Consider the following 24945-nt stretch of genomic DNA (forward strand, 5'->3'; position numbering starts at 1 on the left):
TTCAGGAGGCGAGCACCTCGTCAAGCATGGACTCTGCTTTCACCTCGTCGGTCTTCTCGGCCAGCGCGAGCTCCGAGACCAGGATCTGACGGGCCTTGGCCAACATACGCTTTTCACCTGCAGAAAGGCCGCGGCCCTTCTCTCTGCGCCACAGATCACGGACGACTTCGGCAACCTTGATGACATCCCCGGAGGCCAGCTTCTCGAGATTGGCCTTGTACCGGCGCGACCAGTTGGTCGGCTCTTCGGTGTGCGAAGCGCGCAGGACGGCGAACACTCGGTCCAACCCTTCCTGCCCGACCACATCGCGCACTCCGATGTCTTCACAGTTGTCGGCTGGCACTTCGATGGTCAGGTCACCCTGAGCCACCTTCAGCACCAGATAAAGTTTCTCCTCGCCTCGGATAGTGCGCGTCTTGATCTGCTCGATCAACGCCGCACCGTGATGCGGGTACACAACCGTCTCGCCGACATTGAAGGCCATGTGTTCGGTTCCCCTTTCGCGGCCTTCAGGATATCACGCCCGACTTCCCCCCTGTAACCCTCGCGCGTTATTTGCGCTGGTCAGTGCGCCAAGCTTCGAAGAGGTGCCTACGAACACCCTTTGACAGTGAGCCTCGACACGTGCCACGCGCGCAAGAAGTTTTCTTGCATTCCACCGCCAGGAGGCCCGTCGTCCCGGCCTGCCGGCACGCCCCCGCCGACCGCCTGTCGCGTCGCCCGACCGCCCATCGACCCAGCTGATCCCACCCTCCGGTGGCGGGCCGTCCTCGCCGTTACGCTGACCAGCGTGAATCGTCCTAGGACCCCGCGCAACACTGCCCTCCGCCGCTCGCCCCGCATCGCTGCAGTCGGCGCTGTCGGCCTGCTCGTCATGTCGGGTCTCTCCGGTTGCCAGTGGACCTCGCCGATCACCACCCAGCTGCACTACGACGCTGGCGACGGCAAGTCCGCCGAGATCGGCGCAGTCAAGATCCTCAACGCCCTCATCGTCGCAGAAGCCAAGGACAGCGCGGGAACGCTCGCAGTGACCCTGGACAACCAGGGCACCGACAAGCAGACCGTCCAGATCCGTGTCGGCGAACAGTCCGTAGCCTCCGTCGAGGTGCCTCCGGGCAAGAGCGTCCAGACCAGTCACGGCGGAAAAGCCGTCCGGATCGACAAGGTGCCTGCCGCGCCCGGAGAACTCACTTCACTGGTCTTCAGCACGGAGAGCGGCGGATCGACCCCCGTCAACATCCCGGTGCTGCTCCCCCATGCCGATGGCCCCTATGCCACGTTGAAGCCCAGCGGCAATGCCTCGACCGCGCCTTCCGCTCCCGCTACGCCCACCTCGGGAGCGCCGACGACGAGCGCTGCTCCCACCGGGGAACCCGCCAAGCACTGACTCCGAAGCTGTTTCGTGGACGAGATAGAACTACCCCATCCACGAAACGCCGGGGTCAACCCAGACCCACTTCCTCGAACTTGTAGCCCAGGCCGCGCACCGTGACGATATGGCGTGGTGCACTCGGGTCGACCTCGATCTTGGCTCGCAGCCGTTTGATGTGGACGTCGAGCGTCTTGGTATCCCCCACGTAGTCGCTCCCCCACACCCGGTCGATCAACTGCATGCGGGTGAGCACACGCCCCGAGTTACGGAGCAGAATCTCCAACAGCTCGAATTCCTTCAACGGCAGAGCGGTCTGGTCGCCTCGCACCGTGACGATGTGCCGTTCCACGTCCATCCGGACCGGGCCGACCTCGATCGCACTGGGCATGAGCTCCTCCGGCTCAGCCCGACGACGCATCACCGCCTTGATCCGAGCCAGCAGTTCCCTGCTGCTGTACGGCTTGGTCACATAGTCGTCTGCACCGATCTCCAAGCCGACGACCTTGTCGATCTCACTGTCCTTGGCCGTGAGCATGATCACCGGCACCGAAGACCGCTGGCGCAATGCGCGGCAGACGTCCACCCCGGAGATCCCTGGGAGCATCAAATCCAGCAAAACCAGATCAGCTCCACTGCGCTCGAACTCCTCCAGGGCAGCGGGCCCGGTCTCGGCCACCGTGACGTCGTACCCCTCCTTCTTCAAGAGATAGGACAACGGGTCGGAGAACGAGATCTCGTCCTCCACCACCAGGATCCTGGTCATCTCCTCACCTCTCTGCCGACCGCGGGGAGCGGCTCGAGTCCTGGATAAAAGCTTCGTTCTCGCTCCGGGCGCATGCACCATCCGTCGGCGAGTTCACCTGCATCGAAGGCGTCTCACCGGCATCCGAGGAGCCGGTGACGCCCACGCCCTGCGCCGCAGCCGGAAGACGCATGGTGAACGTCGATCCCCGGCCTTCTTCGCTCCACACCTTCACTTCACCGCCGTGATTCGTACAGATATGTTTCACAATCGCCAACCCGAGCCCAGTACCTCCCGTAGCCCGGGAGCGTGCAGGATCAACGCGATAGAAACGTTCGAAGATCCGATCCTGCTCCGCGACGGGAATCCCCTGCCCCTGATCCGAAACCATGATCTCCACCACGGCTCCGACACGACGCACCCCTAAAGCCACTCGAGTGCTGTTTCCCGAGTAGTTGACCGCATTGGTCAACAGATTGTCCACCGCTGTCCCCAACATGTGCGCATCTCCGTAGACCCATACATCCGGATCACTGGCAATCACCACATTCATCTGTTTGGCCTCAGCCAATGTCATGATGCGTTCGGACGCTTCTCTCGCCACTACAGCGACATTCACCAACACCGGATCGGACAAGGAGTCAGAGGCCTGTAGACGCGACAGATCCACGATTTCCTGAACCAATCTGCTCAGGCGCGAACTTTCCACCTGAATTCGCCGTGCGAAACGGCTCACCGCTTCGGCGTCATCGCGAGCGTCCAGCACCGCTTCGGCCAACAAGGAGATACCTCCCACCGGTGTCTTCAGCTCGTGGCTCACATTCGCCACGAAATCACGACGGACCGTCTCCACCCGCTGTGCCTGAGTGTGATCCTCGACCAACAAGAGCACCTGGTCCTGCTTCAGAGGTGCCACGCGGGCCTGCACCAACAAGGTGCCCTGTCCCATCGGCCCCCGAGCAAGCTCCAGCGCGGATTCCCGGATCACGCCCTCCCGTCGAACCGCCCGAACCAGGTCCCGCAGCTCGGCATGCGCCAGGTCGCGTCCACGGATCAATCCCAGGGCCAGAGCTGCCGGGCTGGCGATGACCACGGCGTCCCCCGCGTCCAGGACCACCGCACTGCTACGAAGAACGCGCAGGACATCGGCCACACCTGAGGTCGAAGGGTCCGCGCCGTCCGAGGACTGACCCGAAGCACCTCCACACCGTCCGGAAACCACACGAGCGCCGATGATCGCCCCCGCCACGAGCCCCCCCAGCAATGCCAGGCACAGCCACACAGTCATCTCCACGACAGGCAGGTTACGCATTCGGCGCGTCCCGCTGGACTTCGCCGGGCAGAGCCACGTTCCAGGCGCGTACTGTTCACTTGAGCGCCTGGAACTGTTCATCCTGAACTGAAAACCTCACAAGGCACCCCGTTGAGAGCATCTGTCGGAGTAGGAGACCATGCGCGACGCATTCCACGAGGACCTCGACTGGATCTCTGATCAGCTTGTCGAGATGACACGACTGGCCGGATCGGCGATGAGCCGCGCCACCACGGCACTCCTCGACGCCGACATCACCCTGGCTGAAGGGATCATCGCCGCTGACCAACGGCTCGACGACATTCGAGTCCAGATCGATGACCGAGCCATCGACCTGCTCGCCCGTCAACAGCCTGTCGCGACCGATCTACGGATGATCGTCACCGCCATGCAGATGGGCGCAGATCTGGAACGGATGGGTGACCTCGCCAAGCACATCGCCAAGGTGGCGCGCCTTCGTTTCCCCAATTCTGCGGTCCCTGCCGAAATCCGGCCGATCATCGTCGAGATGGACACCGTCGCCAAGTTGATCGTGACACAGACCGGCGCCATCATCTCGCGTAAGGACGCCCAAGGGGCCACCCAGCTCGTCCACGCCGACGACCGGATGGATGCGCTCCACAAGCAGGTCTTCACCCTGCTCCTCGACGAACGTCGGCAGTACGGCATCGAAGAAGCCATCGACATCACCCTGCTCGCCCGTTACTACGAGCGCTTCGCCGATCACGCGGTCCTCGTGGCACATCGAGTGGCCTATTTGGTCACCGGGGAATGGCAGACCGTCGAAAGCCGCTCGGCTTCGGAGACCGACTCCCCGAGCCTCCAGTGAACAAGGCATCTGCCGACATCGGGTCCCCAGGGAAGTCATGAGGCAGAGGTAGGGGCCGGGTCTCTCGCGAGAGACCCGGCCCCTACCTCTTGTCGGCGAAAATCAGCGGCCTTGATTGGCCACTGCCTGGGCTGCTGCGGCTGCAGCCTCTGGGTCCAGGTAGGTGCCGCCCTTGGTGACCGGCTTCATGTCCTCGTCCAGTTCGTACACCAACGGCTGGGAGGTCGGGATGTTCAGCGCGGCGATGTCCTCGTCGGAGATGCCGTCGAGATGCTTCACCAGTGCGCGCAGGCTGTTGCCGTGCGCGGTCACCAGAACGACCTTGCCCGCCTTCAGGTCGGGAACGATCTCGTTCTCGAAGTAGGGCACCAGACGTGCGACGACGTCCTTCAGGCACTCGGTCTCCGGGTTGACCCCGTCGATGTCGGCGTAGCGGGCGTCATGGGCCTGGCTGAACTCGTCGTCAGCAGTGATCGGCGGCGGCGGTGTGTCGTAGCTACGACGCCAGAGCATGAACTGCTCCTCGCCGAACTCCTGCAGGGTCTGCTTCTTGTCCTTGCCCTGGAGCGCACCATAGTGGCGCTCGTTCAGGCGCCAGTTCCGCTTCACCGGGATCCAGTGGCGGTCGGCCGCGTCCAAGGCGGTGTTCGCCGTGTTGATCGCCCGCCGCAGCACCGAGGTGTGCACGATGTCCGGCAGGACACCCTTGGCTTTGAGCAGCTCGCCACCCTTGGCCGCTTCGGCGCGCCCCTTGTCGGACAGATCGACGTCCACCCAGCCGGTGAACAGATTCTTGGCATTCCACTGGCTCTCGCCATGGCGCAGCAACACGAGGGTGTAGGTCATGACCCCAGTTTATTCGGTCCCTCCGAGAAAGGAACCGGACCACCGTCCTTCCCCTCCGTGAGTGCATCCCGGAAGGCCTCCAGGTTGCGTAGCGACTCCCCCCGGTCGACCCGCCAGGCCCACTCCTTGCGCATCGACGTCCGGAAACCGGCGAGCAGCAAATCGTTGAAAGCGCCGTCGGCGGCCTCCAGCACCACCCCGAACAAACGGTCGATGCTCTGCCCGTCCACTGCGGCCAACGGCAGGCGGCCCACCACGTAGACGTCGTCATGGACGTCCACGGCATAAGCCAGCCCCGGCATCCGCAGATTACGACGCAGCAGATTCCGGAAGAAGCCGGCCTCGTTCTCGTCGGGGTGACGGATCACAAAAGCCGAGAGGGACAGGTCCGAGGTTCCGATCACCAGTGAACACACCGTCCGCAGCTTCTGATCACCCGGGAGAACCACCACCAGTTCTCCCGGCCGAGAACCTGCCTCGATCTCCAGGCCCTGCTCCTGGGCAAAATCGCGGACGATCTTCTCCACGACGGTCTGCGTCTGCTCCACCCCGCACTCAGCTCCTCCGCGTCGGGGCGAGCGCACTCGCCCGGGCCAAAGCCTCCAGTGTGTCTGACCGACGGCTTGCCGCCGCCTCTTCGTACACCCCCAGAAGCCGGTCGGCAGTCACCTCCCAGCCGAAGGCACGCGCATGTTCCACTCCCAACAGGCCCAGCCGCTCCCGACGGGCACGGTCGTCCACCAGCTCCTCCACGTGACGGGACCACAGATCCACCTCATGGCCTGGGACCAGCACACCTCCCCCGACTGCGGTGGGCAGTCCCCCGACATCCGCCGCCAACACCGGGGTGCCGCAGGCCTGGGCTTCCAAGGCGACCAGTCCGAAGGACTCGTTGTAGGAAGGGACCGCGACCAGATCAGCAGCCCGATACCAGTGAGCAAGCCTGTCTCGAGGCCCCGGACGCTCGAAGAGCACCCGGTCGGTGATCCCCAGCTCCTGAGCCAGTTCCTGCAATGCGGTGGGACGTTCCAGCCCGTTGCCGCTGGGCCCGCCGTTGACGACGACCCTCACCCGAGTTCTGAGGTCTTCCCGCCGGTTGAGAAGGTCGGCGACGGCTCCTAACAGCAGGTCCGGCGCTTTCAGCGGTTGAATACGCCCGACGAAAGCGATCAGGATCTCCTCGGGATCGATGCCGAGCAGCGCCCTGCTCAGCGTCCGATCCCCTGGGTGGAAGGTGCGCAGGTCCACCCCGGGGTTGACGACCCGGACCCGGCCGGGATCGGCTTCGTAGAGGTCGACGAGTTCAGCGGCCTCGGCTTCGGTATTGGCCACGAGCCGGTCTGCGACCGCTGCGACCTGGACCTCACCGATCTCACGGACCTGGGGTTCAGGTTGGTCTCCGTGGGCCAAGTGGCTGTTCTTCACCCGTGCCATGGTGTGCATGGTGTGGACCAGAGGAACCTGCCAGCGTTCCGCTGCCAGCCATCCCACCTGCCCGGAAAGCCAATAGTGCGAGTGGACGACGTCGTAGTGGCCTTCCGGGCGCGAAGCGACAGCTTGCATCACACCGGCAGCGAAAGCACAGAGCTGACTCGGCAGCTGCTCCTTGGCGAGCCCTTCGTAGGGACCTGCCGGAACATGGCGTACCAGAACTCCCGGTTCAGCTTCGATGTCTTGTTGGTCCCCGGAGGTCGCCCGGGTGAAAACCTCCACGCAGATCCCTCGTCGGGCCATCTCCACGGCGCTGTTGTAGACGTAGACGTTCAAGCCGCCCGCATCGCCAGTGCCTGGTGTGGCCAGTGGTGATGTGTGTACGGCGATCATCGCCACCCGGTCGATCTGCGGGCTCAACGCCGCTCCTCTCGCCCACGACACCGATGGGATCCCCGTGTTCCCTCGGTGCCGTTCCTTCGTCCTTCACGTCCCGCACCGGGACGCCTCTCGCCCTGTCAACGCGGCAGAGGGCCCGGTACTTCCCTTCGGTGAGTCCTGTTTCCTGTGTTTTCGAGAGGGCGACGTACCACTGTTCCCGGGCCCGCATCCGCCGCCTTGCTCCTGGGGAAAGGAGGGAACCAACAGTCCGGGAGCACGGCGTACCGTGTGCGAGTGAGCAGGCGAACGATGGTGGGGGCAGCCACCCGCGGGACCACGAATCCCAACCGGTTGAGACGGTGTGATCGATGGTTGATCCGGACCCAGCTGTGGCGGCTGCGGCAGGCCTCCGCCCCGGTGGTCGTCGACCTGGGTTTCGGCGCTTCGCCGGTGACGACGGTCGAGCTACGGGATCGTCTCCGAGCGGTGAACCACCAGGTCTCCGTGGTCGGTATCGAAATCGATCCGGCTCGAGTCGTCGTGGCTGCCCATCTGGCCGGGGACGGGCTGGAGTTCCGCGTCGGCGGTTTCGAGCTACCGCTCCCCGGAGACAGGACGGCCTCCGTCGTCCGGGCTTTCAACGTCCTACGACAGTACGACGAGCAGGACGTGCCGCAGGCCTGGGAGCTGCTGTGCTCACGACTGGACCCGCACGGCCTGCTCATCGACGGAACCTGTGACGAGATCGGGCGACGTGCCACCTGGGTCGCCATCACTCGTCGAGGCCCGCAGACGCTGACCATCTCCATGAACTTCGGCGCTTTCGACCGGCCCTCCGATGTCGCGGATCGGCTGCCCAAAGCACTCATCCACCGCAATGTTCCCGGCGAGCGGATCCATGCCTATCTTCAAGCCCTCGACACGGCCTGGGCTCATCAGGCGCCCCTGGCCTCCTACGGACGTCGACAGCGGGTGATCGCTACCGCACGAGAGATGAAAGCCGCCGGGTGGCCCCTGCTCGACAGGCCGGGCCGGTGGCGGCTGGGTGAGCTCACCGTCCGCTGGGATGCGGTCAGCCCTCGCGCGTGAAGACGACGGTGGCGGACCACCCCGAGGGATCGGGTCCGCCACCGTCTGTAGAGATAAACCTGTGGGCGTTCAGTCTCGCGCGTAGTCGTCCTCGATACGGACGATGTCTTCCTCGTCGAAATGGCCGAAGCCGACCTCGAGGATCCGAGCGGGCGATTCTCCTTTGTTGGCCATCCGGTGCACCGCTCCCTGGGGGACCCAGATGAGCTCGCCCTGCTCTGCGCTCCAGGTACGGTCGCCGACCGTGACCTCGAGGGGCGCGGCGTCGAGCACCGTCCACATCTCGGCCCGCTGAGCGTGCGTCTGCAACGACAGACGCTGGCCCGGGTTCACCGTGATCACCTTGACGGTCGTGCGTTCGTTCTGGCAGAAGCTGCGGAAATCGCCCCAGGGGCGTTCGACGCTGAAGACGTCCGCTCGGCGGTCATCCAGATTGGTCACGTGCAGTCCTCTCGGGTGTTCGGCCGCTGCCTTGGGGCCCCACGACCTGGGGATTGTCCCCTAGGAATTCTCCGATGACGGCCCTCAGCTTAACGCGGTGAGCCCACAACAACCCACCCGGGGGGAAGACCTCCACATGCGCTTCCGGGAGAATCCGGGCGAGCTGACGGGCCACCGACAGGGGGTGAACGGGGTCGTCCTCCTGGGCGACGATCAGCACCGGCGCTCGGACAGCGGCCAGTTCGTCCCGATCGGTGACGGCGGTACAACGTGGGAGCTCGCGCAAGGCCCGGACCACATCGGAGGAGCCGATGAGCCACTGCGCCTGGCTGTCCGCCCACGGATGCCCGTTCTGCGGAAGATCGGTCGCCCCGACGTGCTCGGCGACCAGGGCAGCAGACACCAAGTCAGCTCTTCCGGACTCGATCAGATCAGCGAAGTCCGCTGAACGCCTCACCAGAACATCGTCTCGGGGAGTGTCCAGCACAGCTGGCAGCATCAACACGACGCGGGTGAAGAACGACGGTTCACGGGCCAGGAGCGCGCAGACCGCCCCCGCGCCCATACTCACCCCCACAGCCCGGTCTGCACCGCATCGTCCGGCCACCTCAGCCAGGTCATCGGCCAAACCCTGATAGGTCCACGGCTCCGGCGGAGCTCCTGAAGCACCGTGCCCGCGGAAATGGAAGAAGACCTTCCGCCCAGGCACCCCCGAAACAAAAGGTCTTGTCGTTGCGATCGATTCACCCAGCCCATGGGCGACCACCGTGGTGGGACGACCTCTCCCGAACCCGCACCACTCCACCTGTGCAGCAGAGCTGCTCCGGCGCGGCACGGCTGAGGACGCGGTCACCACGAACCGTACGGCCCGCGGCCTGAAGCGCCTCCTCGACGTCGGGGCCGATGGTACTGCCGGATCGCCGGACGAACATCGGCGAGGAAAACCCCCGCAGCGACGACCGCGAGCAGCCCGATCCCGAAGACCTGCTGCACCGCTGCGAAGCCGATCAGCACGGCCACTCCGGTGATACCCACCCAGGCTGCTTTCGTCAGTTTCCCGGCTGCAGAATATGTGGCTGCCGGGTAACGGACCGCTTCGATGAAGGCGTAGAGCTCCATCGCGAGAGCGGCCACACCCAGCAAGAGGACCACCCAGGCCTGGGCGCTGTACAGCGATTGGATCATGTCTCCAGGGTACGGGGGCGCGAGCCTCGCCTGGCGAAACTGCAGCGCAACGATCCTGATCTGCTGCGGCCTTCCCGCTTCCTGCGGTCAGACCTCGACGATCACCGTGAAGGGCCCGTCATTGACCAGTTCGACCTGCATGTCGGCTCCGAAGACGCCGGTGGACACCTCGATGTCCTGATCTCGTAGTGCTTGCGCGACCGCAGCCACCATCGGCTCGGCGTGTTCTCCGGGCGCTGCGGCGGACCAGGAAGGGCGACGACCTTTTCCGGTGTCTCCGTACAGGGTGAACTGGCTGATCAGCAAGATCGGCGCTCCGGCTTGGACGCAGGAGAGCTCACCGTGGAGGATCCGCAGACCAGCGACTTTACGAGCCATCGTCGCTACCTGCTCCGGCCCGTCCTCCCGATTCACCGCGAGCAGGACCACCAGGCCTGGCCGATTAACCGCTCCGACCACCTCGCCATCGACCCGGACCGTTGCATGAGTCACCCGTTGCAGGACGGCTTTCATCGCTTCCTCTCGCTCACCCCGACCTTCATCGACGGTGAGCGTACTGCGGGGCCGGGATGCCCGTCCGTCCCGGCCCCGCTGCGACAGCCACCTGTCCGCTCACGCCCCGTGCGGAGGAAGTTGAGCGCTCGGCGACGAGGTCGGTGCGCTCTTCTTGGCGGCCTTGGCCACGGCCTGACCGCTCGGCGGAGGAGTCACCGCCGCTGTCGTCGGCATGTCAGACGGAGAAGCAGCCGACTTCCGCGCCGTCGTCTTGCGAACAGTCGGTTTACGCTCTGCGCGCTTCGCCGGGGTGCGGGTGCTCGGCTTGCGTTCTGCTCCGGTCGTACGGCTCGAGCCGGCGCTCCGCCGAGTCGTGCTCTTCTTCGTGGCCGGTGTCGGCGAAGCAGCGACCGACGCCGTAGCAGGTACCGGATCGCTCTGCGCAACCGGAGATGCTGCGGAGGAAGCCGCCGTGCTGCCTGGCGAACGGCGACGGCGGGCCGTCGGTTTACGTACCGGCGGAGCTGCCGAGACGATGCTGTCCGCTGCACCGTCCGCAGCGCGGCGCCCTGCATGGGTGACCGCTTCGACGACCTGAGAGGCCTGGTCGACGACGGCCCCGGCTTGGTGGACCGCTGCCTGTCCGGTCCGCAGCGCGACCTTACGCGTTTCGCTGACCCGACGTTCGGCTTGGCTCCGCCCTTGCTCGACGACGTGCTCGGCCTGAGAACGCCCACGTCCGACAAGATCCGTTGCTTGCTGCATGAGCCCCAGGGCAGTGGTGGTGGCCTGGCCTGCGAGGTCGACCGACCGGCCACGCTCGGCGAGGTCGGTGTAATGCTGCCGACTCCGGGCCATCATCTCCAGGGCTTGGTTGAGAGCCAGCTGAGGCACCTGCTTGGCGCCCTCGACCACTTTGGCCAGGTCGTTGCCGGCCTTCTGTTGAAGTCCGTCGATGCTCTCTTCAGCATCCTTGGCGGCTTTGGCGCCGAGCTCGCGCAGTTTCTCCACGGCAAGATCCGAAGCCCCCAGCATCACGTAGATCGGGGTCAGCGCGGAGATCTCAGTGGGCGCGCCGGAAGACGCACCTTTCGATCCTGTGGCATTCATGCGGTCCTCCTGGGGTACGTAGCGGTTCCCCTCCGGGAACAGGTCCTCGTCGGCGGGTCGCTCAGCTTCACGCTTCGAGGGGCGTGTCTGCTCTACGGCCGTGCCGTACGGCGGGTCACCGATGATCCGGGCGTATGCCTCGAGCATGGCACGGCGTTGGGTGATGTCCAGCCGTGGATCTGCACGGATGGCCCGGGAGGTGTCCGCGCTGTCGGCGTCCCGGGACGCCTGGAGCAGCCCCGCCCGCACGTAGAGCGTCTCCGCTGAGAGCGAGAGCCCCTGGGCGATCTGTTGGAGGATCTCTGCGCTGGGTCGGCGCAGTCCTCGTTCGATCTGGGAGAGATAGGGGTTGCTGATCCCCGTGAGTGCAGAGAGTTGCCGAACGGACAGGCCTGCAGCAGTGCGCTGTTGCCGGAGAAAAGCACCCAACTCTCGCATCGTGCTGCTGGGAGTCGTGGTTGTGCTCATGGTGCCAGTCTGCTAACGCGGATAAGCAGCCAGCAAGCACCGGGGCTGCGATCTTGGACACGTTCTTGCCCTCACAGGACAAAAATCGACTTTCCTCTTGAAATTACTTGAAGATCAAGGTGTTTCAAGGACGCACGATCACCGTCTGAGCAATGGCGGTCGTTCCTGAGGTGAACACTGCCTCCACAGGCACCGAACGCTTCACCACGGCCAAGGCAATAGGCCCGTCCTCGAAGTGCCGGGCGATGCTCGTGATGCGGCCCACCACCCGCCCGCCCACGGACAGCTCTGCTCCCGGCTCGGGGAGGACATGCTCCGAACCATCGACATGGCAGAAGACCAGCCGACGAGGGGGGCGCCCCAGATTGTGCACCCGAGCCACTGTCTCCTGGCCTCGATAGCAGCCCTTCTGCAGATGCACCGCAGTCCGCAGCCAGTCCAGCTCGTGGACGATCGTGCGGTGGTCCACTTCACCAGCAATACGCGGACGCCAAGCTGCGATCCGCAAGGCTTCCGCCGCCCAGACACCGGCCAATGGTCGACCACCCACGGCCTCGACCAGCGCAGGGCGAGGCACGATCACCTCACGCCAAGCACGGCCCGCTCCTGGGTGTCCTTCTTCCGGCCCGTAACAGGATGTCCTCCCCACCGGACCAGGCCAGGGGTCCAGCCAGGTCGGAGACTCCCCCTCCGTGCCCTCCCGACCACAGGCTTCGCCCAATACCGCGTACTCCGCCGACAGATCGGCCACCTCGACCCTCAGCATGAAACGCATCCGCTCCAGCCAAGAGACCAGCCCGGACACAGCTCCAGACTCGACGGTGATCCACGTACGCTCCCCGTCATCCACCAGGTGGAGCGCGTACTCGATATGCCCCTTGGGGCTGAGCACCAGGGTCTCGGTCGATGTCCGGGCCGGCAGCTCGGTCAGATGCTGGGTCGTCAACGAATGCAACCAGCTGAGCCTGTCCGGACCGGACACGGTGACCACGCCTCGATGGGACAGGTCCACCACGGCCGACCCGTCAAGAAGCCAGCGCTGTTCACGAGCCGGATCCCCGTAATGCGCGGCGACCCCCGCGTCCGGACCCGACGCCTCCACGGCACCGGCCGAGTCCACGAACGGTGATCTGGTCATCTCTCCTCGTTCCTCGGCCCCCGGATCGACCGGTCCGCCTCATCCGGCGCACACGTGGCGCACCATCCCTGCACTGCCATATGCCGCAGGTCCACGACGGGGCACATCGCCCCAACTGTGTACGAGAAACCGCCCCGATCTGTTCCAAGCCGTCCAGGTGGCGAGAAGTCGGACATTGATACAGCCCGAGAGCGTTATCTCCGACCACTTTTGCACAAAAAAAGTCCGACGAAGTACCCCATTGCACCGGACCGACTTGACCAAGTCGGACGCCCGACCTGATTATGCAATTCGGGATTGCGTCGAGAGCAGCTCACGCCGCAGCGGCCGTCCGGAACGAAAAGCGCGGAGGGGGCGCTGATCCGGCTTCCCGAGAGTTTTGGCGAGCCATCCAAAACCGTCCCGTCGACGCCAACAAGGGGGAACCCGGTGCCACCGATGCCCGAGCAGACGCTGATGAGTCCGAAAGACCCGGTCAGCACTCTTCCACCGAAGAAGCCGAAACGCCGCAAACTCCGCATCGTCATCGCTTCGCTCCTCTCCGTCGTCCTCATCGCGGTTCTTGGCGTGTTCGGTTATGCCGCTTACCTCGAGCACGTGGTCAACTCCTCGCTGACGCACTCCTCACTACTTCCCGAGGAAAATGGCGCCAAACCTGGACCCACAAAAGCTCCCGAAGCCGGAAATGCCCTCAACATTCTTCTCCTGGGGTCCGATCTACGCCCGGGCGAAGGCCAAGGCCGCTCCGACGTGATGTTGCTGCTGCACATCGACCGGGCCCGCCAGAACATCACCATGATCCACCTGCCCCGCGACATGCAGGTCAGCATCCCCGGGCACCGTGACGACAAACTCAACGCCAGCTATGCCTACGGGGGCGCACCTCTCACCGTGACCACGGTGCAGAACATGCTCGGCGTTCGCATCGACCACGTCGCCCAGATCGGCTTCGAAGGTTTCAAGGCCATGACCGACGCCGTCGGTGGCGTCGACGTACACGTCGCCGAAGGCAGCCGCGAGTTTCCCGTCGGCCAGACCCATCTCAACGGCGAGCGCGCCCTGCTCTTCGTGCGTCAACGGTACGAGCTTCCGGAGGGGGACATCTCCCGTGGTCGACGTGAGCTGGCTTTCGTCAAAGGCCTGATGATGAAGGCGCTCTCCCCGCAGACCATGGCGGATCCGCGCAAGCTCACCTCTTTCGTGGAGGCTGCGGCGAAGAATGCCACCGTCGACAAAGGCATCACCACCGAGATGATCCGTTCCTTGGCTTTCGAGCTGCGCTCGGTGCGTGGCAACAACATCCACTTCTTGACAGCACCCATCTCCGGTTTCGCGACCCGTCCGGACGGAGCTGCGATCAATATCGTCGATACCGCCGCGATGAAACGTCTCGGACATGCGCTGTCCGTCGACGACATGGCCTCCTATCGGCGCTGATCCTCGGCAGTACTCCCGCTGAGACGGACGAAGCCGGTGTTCGGACCTACAAGGCCCGGACACCGGCTTCGTCCGTGAAAGATCTCAGCTCACGCGCCGCAATTTTGCCGAAGCATGGCTCTGCAAGGGGTAGCCGCGGGCAGCCATGTCCATCGCCCACATCAGCTGTGAATCGACAAAGCCGTACATCCGCGTCGCCGAATTGTATTCCTTCGACTCAGGGCTGCGCATCACACCGTCGGTGCGCAATTGCACCACGGGTCGTTGTTCATCGCGTTGACCAGCATACATCTCCACCACGCCCGTGGGATGGCTGAGCAGCAGTTCGATCTCACCGGACTCCAGGACTCTCCAGAACCCGAGTTCGGTCGCCAACGGACGCACCTGACTGCCTTCGTCGTCCAGCAGCCAGGTCCGGCTTTCCCAGCGGAGAAAAGCCCGCTCGTCATGGCTACAGATGATCTCCTGGCCGAAGTTGACCGACTCCATGTCGGGATATCCGATCACCCCCGCGCCCTCCCAGCGCCCGACCAGCCAGGCCAGGGGCGCCAGCACAGGCTGGAGAGTGACGTCGAGTTCGAAGGCCATTCATTCCTCCTCGGGGCGGGACAATGCCCTCCATTCTCCCGTACATCCCGAATGGTTGCGGCCGTCCGCGACCGGCCCCGGTGACTCTTCCGCCTGTCCCTGCGGTCGGCGTCAGGCTGCGAGACCTACCAGCGCCGAGACAACCACCCCGACGATGAGCCACGACCCTGCGCCGGAAGCGATCTGAGGGCGCCTGCGCGACTGTGTCGGCTGTACGAAGAAAATCTGCCGCAAGGAATAGGACCCCAGTCCGGCGACGACGCCGGCCCCGACCACGACCCAGACCGGCAGCCCGGCGACATCGACCACGGCGTAGGCGGCATAGGCCCCAGCTCCCGACAACCCGGCAGTGATGACCACAGCAGGGCCGTCGTCGACCCACCGTCCGCGCACGATGTCACCGAAAGCCGCACAAGCCACTGCGGCGGCCACCACGATCACCGCGCCGAGCGCCCCCGGTCTGGTGAGCATCGGCAAGGACCCGGCCCATGCCGCGATCAGCAACACCCCCGAGACGGTGGACACCAAGGACTCCACCAGGCGTGGACGGCCGTCGCGCCGAGCCAGCTGGTGGATGAAGGCGGCCAGGACCGAACCGGCCAAGGCCACCAATACTGCGGAGAGATCACCTATCCCGCTGGCCACCGGACGAGCCAACCATCCGGTGACTCCCAAGGTCACCGCCGCATAAGCCAGGACGACCGTCGTTCCCCAGGGCGCCGGAAGGTTCAGCAGCGGCACCCAGCCGATGACCACCGCCAGCACCATCACTCCCCCGGTCAGCGCGACGCCCAAGGGCATCTGCGCCGCGGCGAAGGCCGCCGACAGGGCAGCGGCGCCCACTGCAGCACCGGTCACCATCGGGCGCCAGGGCCGGACCGGCATGAGTGGGCCAGCCACTGCGCTGGGCAGCGGCGGCGGATGCTGCGCCTTGTCGTCACTGGTCATCCCTGCGGTACTCCTCGCCGTCTCGCCCACAGGGCGCATTCTCCCATCACCCACCGGCGAAAGGAGGGAGCACTTCGAGGACGCACCCAGCTGGCGCCTCCGCATCGCGGCCCACGGCCAGCCCGTCCACAAGCACCGATGCGACCGCCAGCACCGGGACGAGCTCCGGATGCCGGGTCTCGGCCGCTGCCAGGACATCGGCGACCCGCCCCGGCTCGGCGGGTTCTTCGGCCACCCCGGCTGCGGACCGAGCCGCAGCCCAGTAACGCACGGTCAGCGTTGTGAAAGAGGTCTGTGTCACGGCCCCAAGCCTGCCATCCCGGAGGCGCTCTTCCCCGACGGTCCGGGCATCGGGACGACCTATTCTAGGACGATGGCGGAGCTGATCCTCATGACATCCGCGCTCGGGGCGAGCACGGAGATCCTGCCTGGTCTCGGTTTCCTTTCCCATGAGGTTCGCCTCGTCCGCCCGGACATCGACGAGCTCCTCCGCGGGAGAAAAGGCGAGGTCATCCTGGTGGATGCCCGCCGCGACCTGGCCGGTGCCCGGGCCCTGTGCCGATTACTCGCTGCCATGGGTACCACCTGTCCGGTGATCGTCGTCCTCACCGAAGGCGGCCTGATCGCGGTCTCCCACGACTGGACGTTCGCCGACATCCTGCTGGACTCTGCCGGCCCGGCCGAGATCGATACCCGGATCCGGCTCGCGCTCACCCGCGTCCCCGAGGAAGACTCCGACCTGAGCGCCCCGATCACCAACGGGAACTTAGAGATCAACGAGTCCACCTACTCGGCGCGGCTCGACGGGCGACTCCTCGACCTGACCTACAAGGAGTTCGAGCTCCTGAAGTACCTGGTGCAACACCCAGGTCGGGTCTTCACCCGGGCTCATCTGCTGCAAGAGGTCTGGGGATACGACTACTTCGGTGGGACACGCACCGTCGACGTACACATCCGTCGGTTGAGGGCCAAGCTCGGCACCGACAACGAGAGCCTCATCGGCACCGTCCGCAACGTCGGATACCGCTTCGTCCCCGACGAGGTGCCCGCCTGACCTGCCGACGGGCACCTCCGGACGGGTTCTACCAGCCGATGCGGGCTACGCCTGTCCCTGTCACTTCTTGGTGATCCGGGTCAGCGGCGCCGGGGTGTACGACGCGTGCTTCTCCAGGTACTTCGCGAAGCTGTCCAGGTCCTGGCTGCCGGTGATCCGGTTCTTGCCCTGGGCGAGGACGGGGAACCCGTCTCCTCCGTCAGCCAGGAAGGAGTTCGCCACCACCCGGTAGGTCGACGTGCGGTCCACGGCTTTACCGCCGACCTTCACACTGCCGTCCACGACCCGCGGCCCCTGCGGTCCGGCCGTCCAGGAGTACTCGAATCCCTTACTCACCTGAAGGATCTTCGGGTCAGCAGCATTCTTCCCGGTGAACTGCTGGTTCAACACTGTGTAGAGCTGCTCCCCGGTCAGATCCATCGAGACCAGGTTGTTGCCGAAAGGCTGCACCGAGAAGGCTTTACGGAAGGTCACCGTTCCCGGCTTCTCCCCGGACAGCGGAGCGAAGGGCAGGTCCGCACGAATCCCTCCGGGGTTCATGAAGGCCACCGCAGGAGCACCCTTCGCCGCCACCCCGGGGTCCGACAGATGCGCATCCGCCACCAGGTCACCCAGTTGACTCTCCCCAGCCGCATTCGGCGTCCGGGTCACATCGGCCGAGATCGTCCCCAGACCACGGTCCGCGATCGGCTTCACCTTCGCGGTGTACGCCGAGACGATCTGCTGGATCTGTGGGTCGGCAGGCACATCGCGGGACACGATCTGCTGACGAGCCCACGTCCGGGCACGCACCACGTCCTTGGTGGCGGGGTCGTACTTGAAGTGCAGATTCGTGATCAACCGGCCTAAGGCCAAGGCCTGGGTGACCGGGCGCGGTTTGCCCTGTGGATCCGGAACATCACAGATGTACGCCTGGTGGCTGTGCGCGGTGAGAATCGCATCCACCCCCGCATCGACCTTGCGCGCGATCGGCAGCACCGGCGACCCGGTGAGCAGGTTCGTACTTCCGGCGGAACACTGCGCGTCATACGGCGGAGTCACCTGGTAGGACTTCCCGTTAGGTGCCTTCCACGGCTGAGCGGGCACCGAACCACCCTCGTGGACGAGCGCGACGACCGCATTGATCCCCTTCGCCCGCAGCTCCGCAGTCGCCCGGTTGATCGCCTCGACCTCATCGCCGAAGGTGATTCCCTTGACGCCCTCATGGCTGACAACATTCGCGGTGTCCTTCAGGACCACCCCGATGACCCCGATCTGCACGCCGTTCTTCTTCATCACGGTGTAGGCGGGCAAGATCGGCTTCTTCGTCCCCGCGTGGTAGACATTCGCCGCCAACAACGGGAACGAAGAACCCGCGTACTTGTGCAGAGCACAGGAGTTGCGGTTGTTCTTGCCCTCGCCGTCGTCGACACAGCCGCCCTTGACGATACGCAGCAGCTCTTTGTACCCCTTGTCGAACTCGTGGTTACCCACCGACGCAGCATCGACCTTCATCTTCGCCAGGGCTTCCATCGTCGGCTCGTCGTAGAAGGCCGCCGACAGCAACGGAGAACCACCGATCTGGTCACCGGCGGCAACCGTGAACGAAGTCTGTTGCCCGTCCCGCAGCCGCTTCAGATGGGTCGACAGATAAGCCGCGCCCCCGGCATCGACCGTCGCCGCACTGACCTTCCCCGCAGCATCCACGGTGTGTCCTACGGTGACCCGCCCGCTGCCCCCCGTGGGCGGCTCCAGATTGCCGTGGAAGTCGTTGAAGGCCAACAACTGCACATCCTTCAAAGTGCGCTCATGGGCCCGCTGGTCACGAGCCTGCTGGCGCACCTTGCGCTGAGTCGCCCGGTCGGCACGAGCCGCAGCACGCGCCCGCAGCCCGTCCGCCTGTTGACGGCTCGGCACCTGCTGCTGGACCGACTGGCCACCTGCAGGCGGCTGAGCCAGCTGGCCGGGCACCGCATCCGCAGGCATCTGCTGTTTCTGTTTTCGGTCCCGCGTCTCCTCAGCCGAATCCCTCGCGGCCTCGGCGTCGTCCCGGGCCTTCTCCGCCGCATCTGCCTTCGTCTCGGCAGCCTCGCGGGCCGCTCTGGTCCGGGCGTCCTCCGCCACCGGACGGGACGACCCGGCGGCCGCCTTCCCCGACGGTGCCGGGGTGGTGGCCGCGCCGGCCGGTAACGTGGCCAACGAACTGGTCAGGGCGACGCCAGACAGACAAATGGCGATGATCCGAGACCGTCGGACACTGCTCATGGGCTCTCCTGTGTACGAGCTTGCGCGCCATCGCGCAAAATATGCCGGTTGCGGACGTGATCCGCAGTACTGCCACTCCAGGACAGCAGAGACCAAGGTCTCCCCGTGATGGAATGGCGATATGTGGGTGGAATGTGGAGAACGAATCGACGAGAGCACACGACAGGACGTCCTGGCGCTCGCAGAGACCGCTGCCGGAGCCGACCAGGTCGCCCCGCTGTCGGAACAGACAGTGCTCAACCTTGACGAACCCAGCACAGGGATCACCCATATCGTCGCCCGAGGACCGTTCTCAGCAGACGCCGGGGCCCAGGCCAGCTCCCAGAACGAATCACCTACTCTGTTGGGCTATGCGCAGATCGATGCGCGCCCTGGCGGGATCCCCTCCGCCGAACTCGTCGTCCACCCCGCTCACCGGAGTCGAGGCACCGGACGGCGCCTCCTGCGGGAGGTCCTCACCCACACCCCGGACGCCCGGATCTGGGCCCACGGTTTCCTCCCGGCAGCCGCGGCCCTCGCCGAAGCCGAAGAGCTCACCATCGTCCGTGAACTACTGCGGATGGGCAGAGAGCTCCGCCCCGATGACTCCCTGCCCACCGAGCTTCCCCAGGGATACACGGTGCGCACTTTCACCTCCTCCGACAGTGAGGAATGGCTGGCGGTCAACGCTGCGGCCTTCGCCGACCACGCTGAACAAGGCCGCCTCGGGCCCGACGACCTGAGCGCGCGCACCCGCGAATCCTGGTTCGACCCGCGGGGCTTCTTCCTCGTCCACGACCCCCAGGGCCGACTTGCGGCCTTCCACTGGACCAAGGTCCACGAGGGCACCGCCGAGATCTACGTGGTCGGGGTCTCTCCAGACCACCAGGGAAAAGGACTAGGACGTTCCGCGACCGCCATCGGACTCGCCCATCTACGGGACCGTGGGAACCATCAGGTCGAGCTCTACGTGGACGGTCACAACACCCCAGCCGTCAGTACATACCGAAAACAGAGATTTACAGTGCTCGACCGCGATGTCCAGCTGATCAAGTCGATGCCACGATAGGAACATGGCCAGCGCCGAGAACCAGCCCGTCGAGAGCACAACACCTGTGGACGCACCGGACGGTCCACCTGCCCCCACCAACGAGAGCGACCACGCCCGGCTGTCGACCTCCCTGACCGCGGCCCCGGAACGCCCTCGTCCCCGAGCCGCCAACGGCAGATTCGTCCGGCTCCCCGAGAGCGAGGACGGGCCGACGCCCTCGGGGGACGGACTTCCCGACGAACGTTTCCTCGATCGGGAGATCTCCTGGTTGCAGTTCAACGAACGGGTTCTCCAGCTGGCCTTGGACCCCGACCTGTACCTCCTGGAACGGGCCCGGTTCCTGTCGATCTTCGCCAGCAATCTCGACGAATTCTTCATGGTGCGGGTCGCCGGATTGAAAAGACGTATCGCGACAGGCCTGGCGATCCGCTCGGCCTCCGGGCTCGAGCCCCGCGAGCTCCTCGATCGCATCCTGTCCAGCGCACGCCAGCTCATGGAAACCCATGCGCGGGTCTTCGCCGAGGAGGTTCAGCCTGCGCTCGCCGAAGAAGGCATCGTCCTGGAGCGATGGACCGAGCTGACCGATGACGAGCGGGAACGGCTGTCGTGGTGGTTCCGTGGCCAGGTCTTCCCCGTGCTGACCCCCTTGGCCGTCGATCCGGCGCACCCCTTCCCCTACATCTCCGGCCTGTCGTTGAACCTCGCCGTGACCCTGATCAATCCCAAGACCGGGAATGAGCACTTCGCCCGGGTCAAGGTGCCTCCGCTGCTTCCTCGCCTGGTCAGGGTCGAGTCCGAGGACGAACCTCGCAGCCTGTACGGCGCTCGTTTCGTGCCCTTGGAAGAGATCATCGCGGCCCATCTCGAGCAGCTCTTCCCGGGGATGGACGTCCAGGAGCACTTCACCTTCCGGGTGACCCGCAACGAGGACCTGGAGGTCGAGGAGGACGACGCGGAGAACCTCCTCACCGCGTTGGAGAAAGAACTCACCCGGCGGAGATTCGGCCCACCGGTCCGCCTGGAGGTCGACGCGGCGATGGACGACCATGTCCTGCGGATGCTCATGCGGGAGATGCAGGTCGGCCCGCAGGAAGTCTTCCGCCTGCCCTCGCCCCTGGATCTGCGTTGCCTGGGTGCGGTCGCCGACCTGGACCTCACCGAGCTGAAGTACCCGAGTTTCGTACCTCGGACCCACCCCGATCTCGCCCGCGTCGAATCGAGCAAGCCGGCGAACATCCTCGCAGCGATGCGGGCGAAGGATGTGCTCGTCCAGCATCCTTATGACAGCTTCTCGACCTCGGTCCAGGCCTTCATCGAACAGGCTGCAGCTGACCCGAAAGTGCTGGCCATCAAGCAGACCCTGTATCGCACCAGCGGAGACTCCCCCATTATCGACGCCCTGATCGATGCCGCAGAATCAGGAAAGCAGGTCCTGGCTGTCGTCGAGATCAAGGCCCGTTTCGACGAACAGAACAACATCGAATGGGCCCGCAAGCTGGAACACGCCGGAGTGCACGTCGTCTACGGGGTCGTCGGCTTGAAAACCCACTGCAAGTTGTCCCTGGTCGTCCGCCAGGAGACCAACGGACTGCGCCGTTACTGCCATGTGGGCACCGGTAACTATCACCCGAAGACAGCCCGGCTCTACGAGGACTTCGGACTGTTCACCTGTGACCCCAGCGTCGGTGAGGATCTGACCAGGCTGTTCAACCAGTTGTCCGGTTGGGCTCCCCGCAGCAAGTTCAAACGCCTGCTGGTCGCTCCCCGTTCGCTCCGCTCTGGCCTGCTCGACAAGATCGAAGGACAGATCGAACGGGCCCAACAGGGTAAACCGGCCTATATCGGCATGAAGGTCAATTCCATCGTCGACGAGACCGTGATCGACGCCCTGTACCGCGCTTCACAGGCCGGTGTCGAGGTCGACGTGCTCGTCCGAGGTATCTGCGCGCTCCGTCCAGGCCTGCCGGGCTTGTCCGAACGGATCCGGGTGCGATCGATCCTGGGACGCTTCCTTGAGCACAGCCGGATCTTCGTCTTCGGGACGAGCGGCACTGACGGGGTCTACCTGGGCAGCGCCGACATGATGCACCGGAATCTCGACCGTCGGGTCGAGGCCCTGGTCCGGATCAACGACCCGGGGCATGTCGAGCAGCTGGTGTGGATCCTGGCCCAAGGCATGAGCGACACCACCTCCAGCTGGCATCTGGACGGGGCGGGGAGATGGACCAGATGCCATCGCGGGGGGAACGGCGAGCCCCTCGTCGACCTCCAGTCCGCCCTCATCGACTCCCATGGCCGTCGACGCAAGCAGAAGCGCGTCCGATGAATCGTGCAGCCAAGAACAGAAGAACAGTAGAGGTTCAGACCGCCGGGATCGTTCCCTGGCGTCGACGGAACGGACGCTTGGAAGTAGCACTGGTCCACCGTCGACGTTATGACGACTGGTCGTGGCCCAAAGGAAAACTTGAGCCCCGGGAAAACCATCCCGCAGCAGCCGTCCGTGAGGCGGCAGAAGAGACCGGTCTGGTGATGCGCCTGGGAATGCCTTTGCCGACGAACAGCTACCCGCTGTCCCCACGAGGTGGACGTCCCCACGAAAAAGTCATCCGCTATTGGGCCGGGAAACCGGTCTCCGGGGACGGGAAACTGCTCCACGAGGTGGACAAGCTGCGTTGGGCCACGGTTCCCAAGGCGAGTCGCTTGCTGACCTACCGTCGCGACCGTGAACAGCTCGACGCCCTCGCCGCAGCGGACAACTGCGGGGATCTGAAGGCCTGGCCACTGGTGCTGGTCCGGCACGGTCATGCGGCTTCCCGCAGGTCATGGAACGAGAACGACTGGTTACGCCCGCTGAGCCGTCGAGGCCGGACCCAAGCACAAGAATTGGTGGGCCTGTTGTCCGCCTACGACATTCGCCATGTGGCCACGTCCTCGTCCTCCCGTTGCCTCCACACGGTCACCCCCTACGCCGAGTCCAGGCAGTACACCGTCCACTCGACGACCGTGCTCTCCGAAGAAGGTTTCGCCGAAGACCCGAGGCTGTCCGCAGCGGCGCTGAAAGGACTACTCAGATCGGGAGAACGGGCGCTCCTGTGCAGTCATGGGCCCGTCATTCCCTCACTGCTCACCGAGCTGATCACCCGCTCACGCGGGTCTACCCGTCAGATGTTGCGAAAGGTTCACGGGGAGAACATGGTCAAGGGAGAGGCCCTGGTCTTGCACATGCGCGGCCGGGGGCCTTCGGCAAAAGTCGTCGCAGCCGAACGACATCTTCCGCTGATCTGAGCAAGGACCCGGGTTCTCGGCCGATGACCGTTCGCAGCGCGGACATGCCGGTCGCCCTTTCTCAGGGTGCGCCCTCTCGACCCGATTGGGAACGAGGTACGGCTAGCCGTTACCGTGGATGAAGCGTGCCAGGCCGCGGTAGCCCCGGGTCCCAAAATACGCCGCTACGAGCGGCCGTGCGCCGAGAGGCGCTCCCGGTTTGGCACGTTTCACGTCCGAGGAGTCGCTCCCGTGTTCACGCGGGGGCGACTTCTGGTCACCTGCCAGGTGGAAAGAACGAGATGTCAACCGGCACGAGCCGGTACATCGACGCCGTGAGAGCCCGCCACATCCTGGGCCTGCTCCGAGAGGAGTCGGCACCGGTGCTGGCTGGCGTCGGAAACCGCCAGAGAACGAGCTCGTCGTCCAGGCCCTTCCCAGCCGCAGGCCGCGCAACAGGCGTGGCTGAACGACCCTCTCTCGACGTACACAGCGGCTTCGTCCTCGACGACCGCCAGGTCGGCAGACACCGGCCGATGCCCTCGTATCCGCGCCACGATCTGTCGTCGCACAGACCCCTCCCACAGGATGTCGCCGTACCGGACGCTTCACCAGACCGGTGGAGCGATTTCATCCTGCCACTCGCAGAGCTGTCGAAAGCCTTCAACGCGCAGGCGCACACGAATCGGACGTCTTCCCGCATGCCATCACGAGGTTAGCCCGCTTCATCCTGACGTCTGATCAGCCGAAACGACCGGAAATGTAGTCTTCGGTGGCTCGTTCACCCGGGTTGCTGAAAATCCGATGGGTATCGCCGATCTCGATCAGCTTTCCTGGTTCGCCGGTCGCCGCGAGGTTGAAGAAGGCCGTCCGGTCCGAGACCCGCGCCGCCTGCTGCATGTTGTGGGTCACGATCACGATCGTGTACCGCTCCTTGATCTCGTTGATCAGGTCCTCGATGGCCAAGGTCGAAATAGGGTCCAAGGCCGAACACGGCTCGTCCATCAGCAGCACCTCGGGCGACACCGCGATCGCCCGGGCGATGCACAACCGTTGCTGCTGGCCCCCGGAGAGACCCGCTCCTGGCTTACTCAGCCGGTCCTTGACCTCATTCCACAGATTTGCTCCACGGAGCGATTTCTCCACGGTCTCGGCCAACACCGTCTTGTCCCGAACCCCGTTCAGCCGCAAGCCGGCCGCCACGTTGTCGAAAATAGTCATCGTCGGGAAGGGATTGGGACGCTGGAAGACCATCCCGACTGTGCGACGAACCGCCACCGGGTCGACATCCGGTGCGTAGAGGTCTTTCCCGTCCAAGGTGATCTCCCCCTCGACCCGGCCCCCCGGCACCACCTCATGCATCCGGTTGAGAGTGCGCAGCATCGTCGACTTCCCACACCCAGAGGGCCCGATGAAGGCCGTCACCGACCGCGGCTCGATCGTCATGGAGACTCCCTCCACCGCTTTGAAGGAGCCGTAGAAAACATTCACGTCATTGACGTCGATGCGCTTGGCCATGTGAGCTTCGAAATTCTTCCGTG

Annotated in this window: 26 protein-coding genes; 8 read left to right on the forward strand and 18 right to left on the reverse strand. The window is 65.0% G+C overall.

The window, feature by feature from the left end; all coding sequences use genetic code 11:
• Window position 1: 1 nt before the first annotated feature.
• Window positions 2–484, reverse strand: a complete 483-nt coding sequence (locus tag DX923_RS11160; RefSeq protein WP_006502582.1) for a CarD family transcriptional regulator — start codon at window positions 482–484, stop codon at window positions 2–4.
• 306 nt (window positions 485–790) lie between these two features.
• Between DX923_RS11160 and DX923_RS11165 the strand changes: the two genes are divergently transcribed.
• Entirely contained in the window at window positions 791–1387 is a 597-nt protein-coding gene (locus tag DX923_RS11165; RefSeq protein WP_116114938.1) for a glycoside hydrolase family 30 beta sandwich domain-containing protein, read from the forward strand.
• Between the two features lie 55 nt (window positions 1388–1442).
• On the opposite strand, the gene DX923_RS11170 is transcribed toward DX923_RS11165, so the two are convergent.
• Window positions 1443–2135: a response regulator transcription factor gene (locus tag DX923_RS11170; protein WP_116114940.1), complete on the reverse strand. Its 693-nt coding sequence runs from the start codon at window positions 2133–2135 to the stop codon at window positions 1443–1445.
• 4 nt (window positions 2136–2139) lie between these two features.
• Complete coding sequence (locus DX923_RS11175) at window positions 2140–3402, reverse strand: sensor histidine kinase (protein WP_346218103.1); 1263 nt, start codon at window positions 3400–3402, stop codon at window positions 2140–2142.
• A 163-nt stretch (window positions 3403–3565) separates the two neighbouring features.
• Here DX923_RS11175 and phoU point away from each other — a divergent pair, with 163 nt between their 5' ends.
• A complete protein-coding gene (gene phoU, locus DX923_RS11180) occupies window positions 3566–4255 on the forward strand; it encodes a phosphate signaling complex protein PhoU (RefSeq protein WP_116114944.1) in 690 nt (229 codons plus the stop codon).
• A gap of 102 nt (window positions 4256–4357) precedes the next feature.
• Here phoU and DX923_RS11185 read toward each other — a convergent pair whose 3' ends face one another.
• From DX923_RS11185 to mshA, 3 genes are read right to left on the reverse strand one after another with little or no spacing between them, the layout of a single operon-like run.
• Window positions 4358–5101 carry a phosphoglyceromutase gene (locus tag DX923_RS11185; protein ID WP_116114946.1) on the reverse strand — a complete coding sequence of 248 codons (744 nt, stop codon included), beginning with the start codon at window positions 5099–5101 and terminating at the stop codon, window positions 4358–4360.
• Entirely contained in the window at window positions 5098–5649 is a 552-nt protein-coding gene (locus DX923_RS11190; RefSeq protein WP_116114948.1) for a YbjN domain-containing protein, read from the reverse strand. The genes DX923_RS11185 and DX923_RS11190 overlap by 4 nt, the downstream gene beginning before the upstream one ends.
• A gap of 7 nt (window positions 5650–5656) precedes the next feature.
• The gene (gene mshA, locus DX923_RS11195) at window positions 5657–6952 is read right to left on the reverse strand and encodes a D-inositol-3-phosphate glycosyltransferase (RefSeq protein ID WP_116114950.1); all 1296 of its coding nucleotides are present in this window, start codon (window positions 6950–6952) and stop codon (window positions 5657–5659) included.
• 270 nt (window positions 6953–7222) lie between these two features.
• Here mshA and DX923_RS11200 point away from each other — a divergent pair, with 270 nt between their 5' ends.
• The gene (locus DX923_RS11200) at window positions 7223–8002 is read left to right on the forward strand and encodes a class I SAM-dependent methyltransferase (RefSeq protein ID WP_116116294.1); all 780 of its coding nucleotides are present in this window, start codon (window positions 7223–7225) and stop codon (window positions 8000–8002) included.
• A 69-nt stretch (window positions 8003–8071) separates the two neighbouring features.
• On the opposite strand, the gene DX923_RS11205 is transcribed toward DX923_RS11200, so the two are convergent.
• The 6 genes from DX923_RS11205 to DX923_RS11230 all read right to left on the reverse strand — a co-directional run bounded on the left by DX923_RS11205 (window position 8072) and on the right by DX923_RS11230 (window position 12839).
• On the reverse strand, window positions 8072–8443 hold the full coding sequence (locus tag DX923_RS11205; protein WP_116114952.1) for a phosphomannose isomerase type II C-terminal cupin domain: 372 nt from the start codon (window positions 8441–8443) through the stop codon (window positions 8072–8074).
• Entirely contained in the window at window positions 8427–9296 is an 870-nt protein-coding gene (locus tag DX923_RS11210; RefSeq protein ID WP_240322607.1) for an alpha/beta fold hydrolase, read from the reverse strand. The genes DX923_RS11205 and DX923_RS11210 overlap by 17 nt, the downstream gene beginning before the upstream one ends.
• Entirely contained in the window at window positions 9293–9628 is a 336-nt protein-coding gene (locus DX923_RS11215; RefSeq protein ID WP_116114956.1) for a DUF2516 family protein, read from the reverse strand. Before DX923_RS11215 ends, DX923_RS11210 begins: the two co-directional genes overlap by 4 nt.
• 87 nt (window positions 9629–9715) lie before the next feature.
• Window positions 9716–10141 carry a D-aminoacyl-tRNA deacylase gene (gene dtd / locus DX923_RS11220; RefSeq protein WP_116114958.1) on the reverse strand — a complete coding sequence of 142 codons (426 nt, stop codon included), beginning with the start codon at window positions 10139–10141 and terminating at the stop codon, window positions 9716–9718.
• Window positions 10142–10240: 99 nt separating this feature from the next.
• Entirely contained in the window at window positions 10241–11701 is a 1461-nt protein-coding gene (locus DX923_RS16955) for a helix-turn-helix domain-containing protein (protein WP_205413028.1), read from the reverse strand.
• 124 nt (window positions 11702–11825) lie between these two features.
• Window positions 11826–12839, reverse strand: coding sequence for a YgfZ/GcvT domain-containing protein (locus DX923_RS11230; protein WP_116114962.1), 1014 nt, complete (start codon window positions 12837–12839; stop codon window positions 11826–11828).
• A 456-nt stretch (window positions 12840–13295) separates the two neighbouring features.
• Between DX923_RS11230 and DX923_RS11235 the strand changes: the two genes are divergently transcribed.
• Window positions 13296–14276 carry an LCP family protein gene (locus DX923_RS11235; protein WP_240322608.1) on the forward strand — a complete coding sequence of 327 codons (981 nt, stop codon included), beginning with the start codon at window positions 13296–13298 and terminating at the stop codon, window positions 14274–14276.
• Window positions 14277–14360: 84 nt separating this feature from the next.
• Here the strand turns inward: DX923_RS11235 and DX923_RS11240 are convergent, their stop codons facing one another.
• From DX923_RS11240 to DX923_RS16760, 3 genes are all read right to left on the reverse strand, one after another.
• On the reverse strand, window positions 14361–14864 hold the full coding sequence (locus DX923_RS11240) for an FABP family protein (RefSeq protein WP_116114972.1): 504 nt from the start codon (window positions 14862–14864) through the stop codon (window positions 14361–14363).
• A 111-nt stretch (window positions 14865–14975) separates the two neighbouring features.
• Window positions 14976–15812, reverse strand: coding sequence for a hypothetical protein (locus DX923_RS16225; RefSeq protein ID WP_162872923.1), 837 nt, complete (start codon window positions 15810–15812; stop codon window positions 14976–14978).
• A gap of 46 nt (window positions 15813–15858) precedes the next feature.
• On the reverse strand, window positions 15859–16113 hold the full coding sequence (locus DX923_RS16760; RefSeq protein ID WP_240322609.1) for a MoaD/ThiS family protein: 255 nt from the start codon (window positions 16111–16113) through the stop codon (window positions 15859–15861).
• A gap of 72 nt (window positions 16114–16185) precedes the next feature.
• Here DX923_RS16760 and DX923_RS11255 point away from each other — a divergent pair, with 72 nt between their 5' ends.
• Window positions 16186–16866, forward strand: a complete 681-nt coding sequence (locus DX923_RS11255; RefSeq protein WP_116114976.1) for a winged helix-turn-helix transcriptional regulator — start codon at window positions 16186–16188, stop codon at window positions 16864–16866.
• Between the two features lie 60 nt (window positions 16867–16926).
• Here the strand turns inward: DX923_RS11255 and DX923_RS11260 are convergent, their stop codons facing one another.
• Complete coding sequence (locus DX923_RS11260) at window positions 16927–19110, reverse strand: bifunctional metallophosphatase/5'-nucleotidase (protein WP_116114979.1); 2184 nt, start codon at window positions 19108–19110, stop codon at window positions 16927–16929.
• A gap of 121 nt (window positions 19111–19231) precedes the next feature.
• Between DX923_RS11260 and mshD the strand changes: the two genes are divergently transcribed.
• From mshD to DX923_RS11275, 3 genes are read left to right on the forward strand one after another with little or no spacing between them, the layout of a single operon-like run.
• Window positions 19232–20158: a mycothiol synthase gene (mshD, locus tag DX923_RS11265; protein WP_205413029.1), complete on the forward strand. Its 927-nt coding sequence runs from the start codon at window positions 19232–19234 to the stop codon at window positions 20156–20158.
• 4 nt (window positions 20159–20162) lie between these two features.
• Complete coding sequence (locus tag DX923_RS11270) at window positions 20163–22466, forward strand: RNA degradosome polyphosphate kinase (protein ID WP_116114981.1); 2304 nt, start codon at window positions 20163–20165, stop codon at window positions 22464–22466.
• The gene (locus DX923_RS11275; protein ID WP_116114983.1) at window positions 22463–23425 is read left to right on the forward strand and encodes an NUDIX hydrolase; all 963 of its coding nucleotides are present in this window, start codon (window positions 22463–22465) and stop codon (window positions 23423–23425) included. The genes DX923_RS11270 and DX923_RS11275 overlap by 4 nt, the downstream gene beginning before the upstream one ends.
• A gap of 284 nt (window positions 23426–23709) precedes the next feature.
• Here DX923_RS11275 and DX923_RS11280 read toward each other — a convergent pair whose 3' ends face one another.
• Window positions 23710–23976, reverse strand: coding sequence for a hypothetical protein (locus tag DX923_RS11280; protein ID WP_162872655.1), 267 nt, complete (start codon window positions 23974–23976; stop codon window positions 23710–23712).
• A 169-nt stretch (window positions 23977–24145) separates the two neighbouring features.
• Complete coding sequence (gene pstB / locus DX923_RS11285; protein ID WP_116114987.1) at window positions 24146–24922, reverse strand: phosphate ABC transporter ATP-binding protein PstB; 777 nt, start codon at window positions 24920–24922, stop codon at window positions 24146–24148.
• Window positions 24923–24945: the final 23 nt, after the last annotated feature.

Source organism: Austwickia chelonae, from assembly GCF_003391095.1.
Lineage (GTDB): Bacteria > Actinomycetota > Actinomycetes > Actinomycetales > Dermatophilaceae > Austwickia > Austwickia chelonae_A.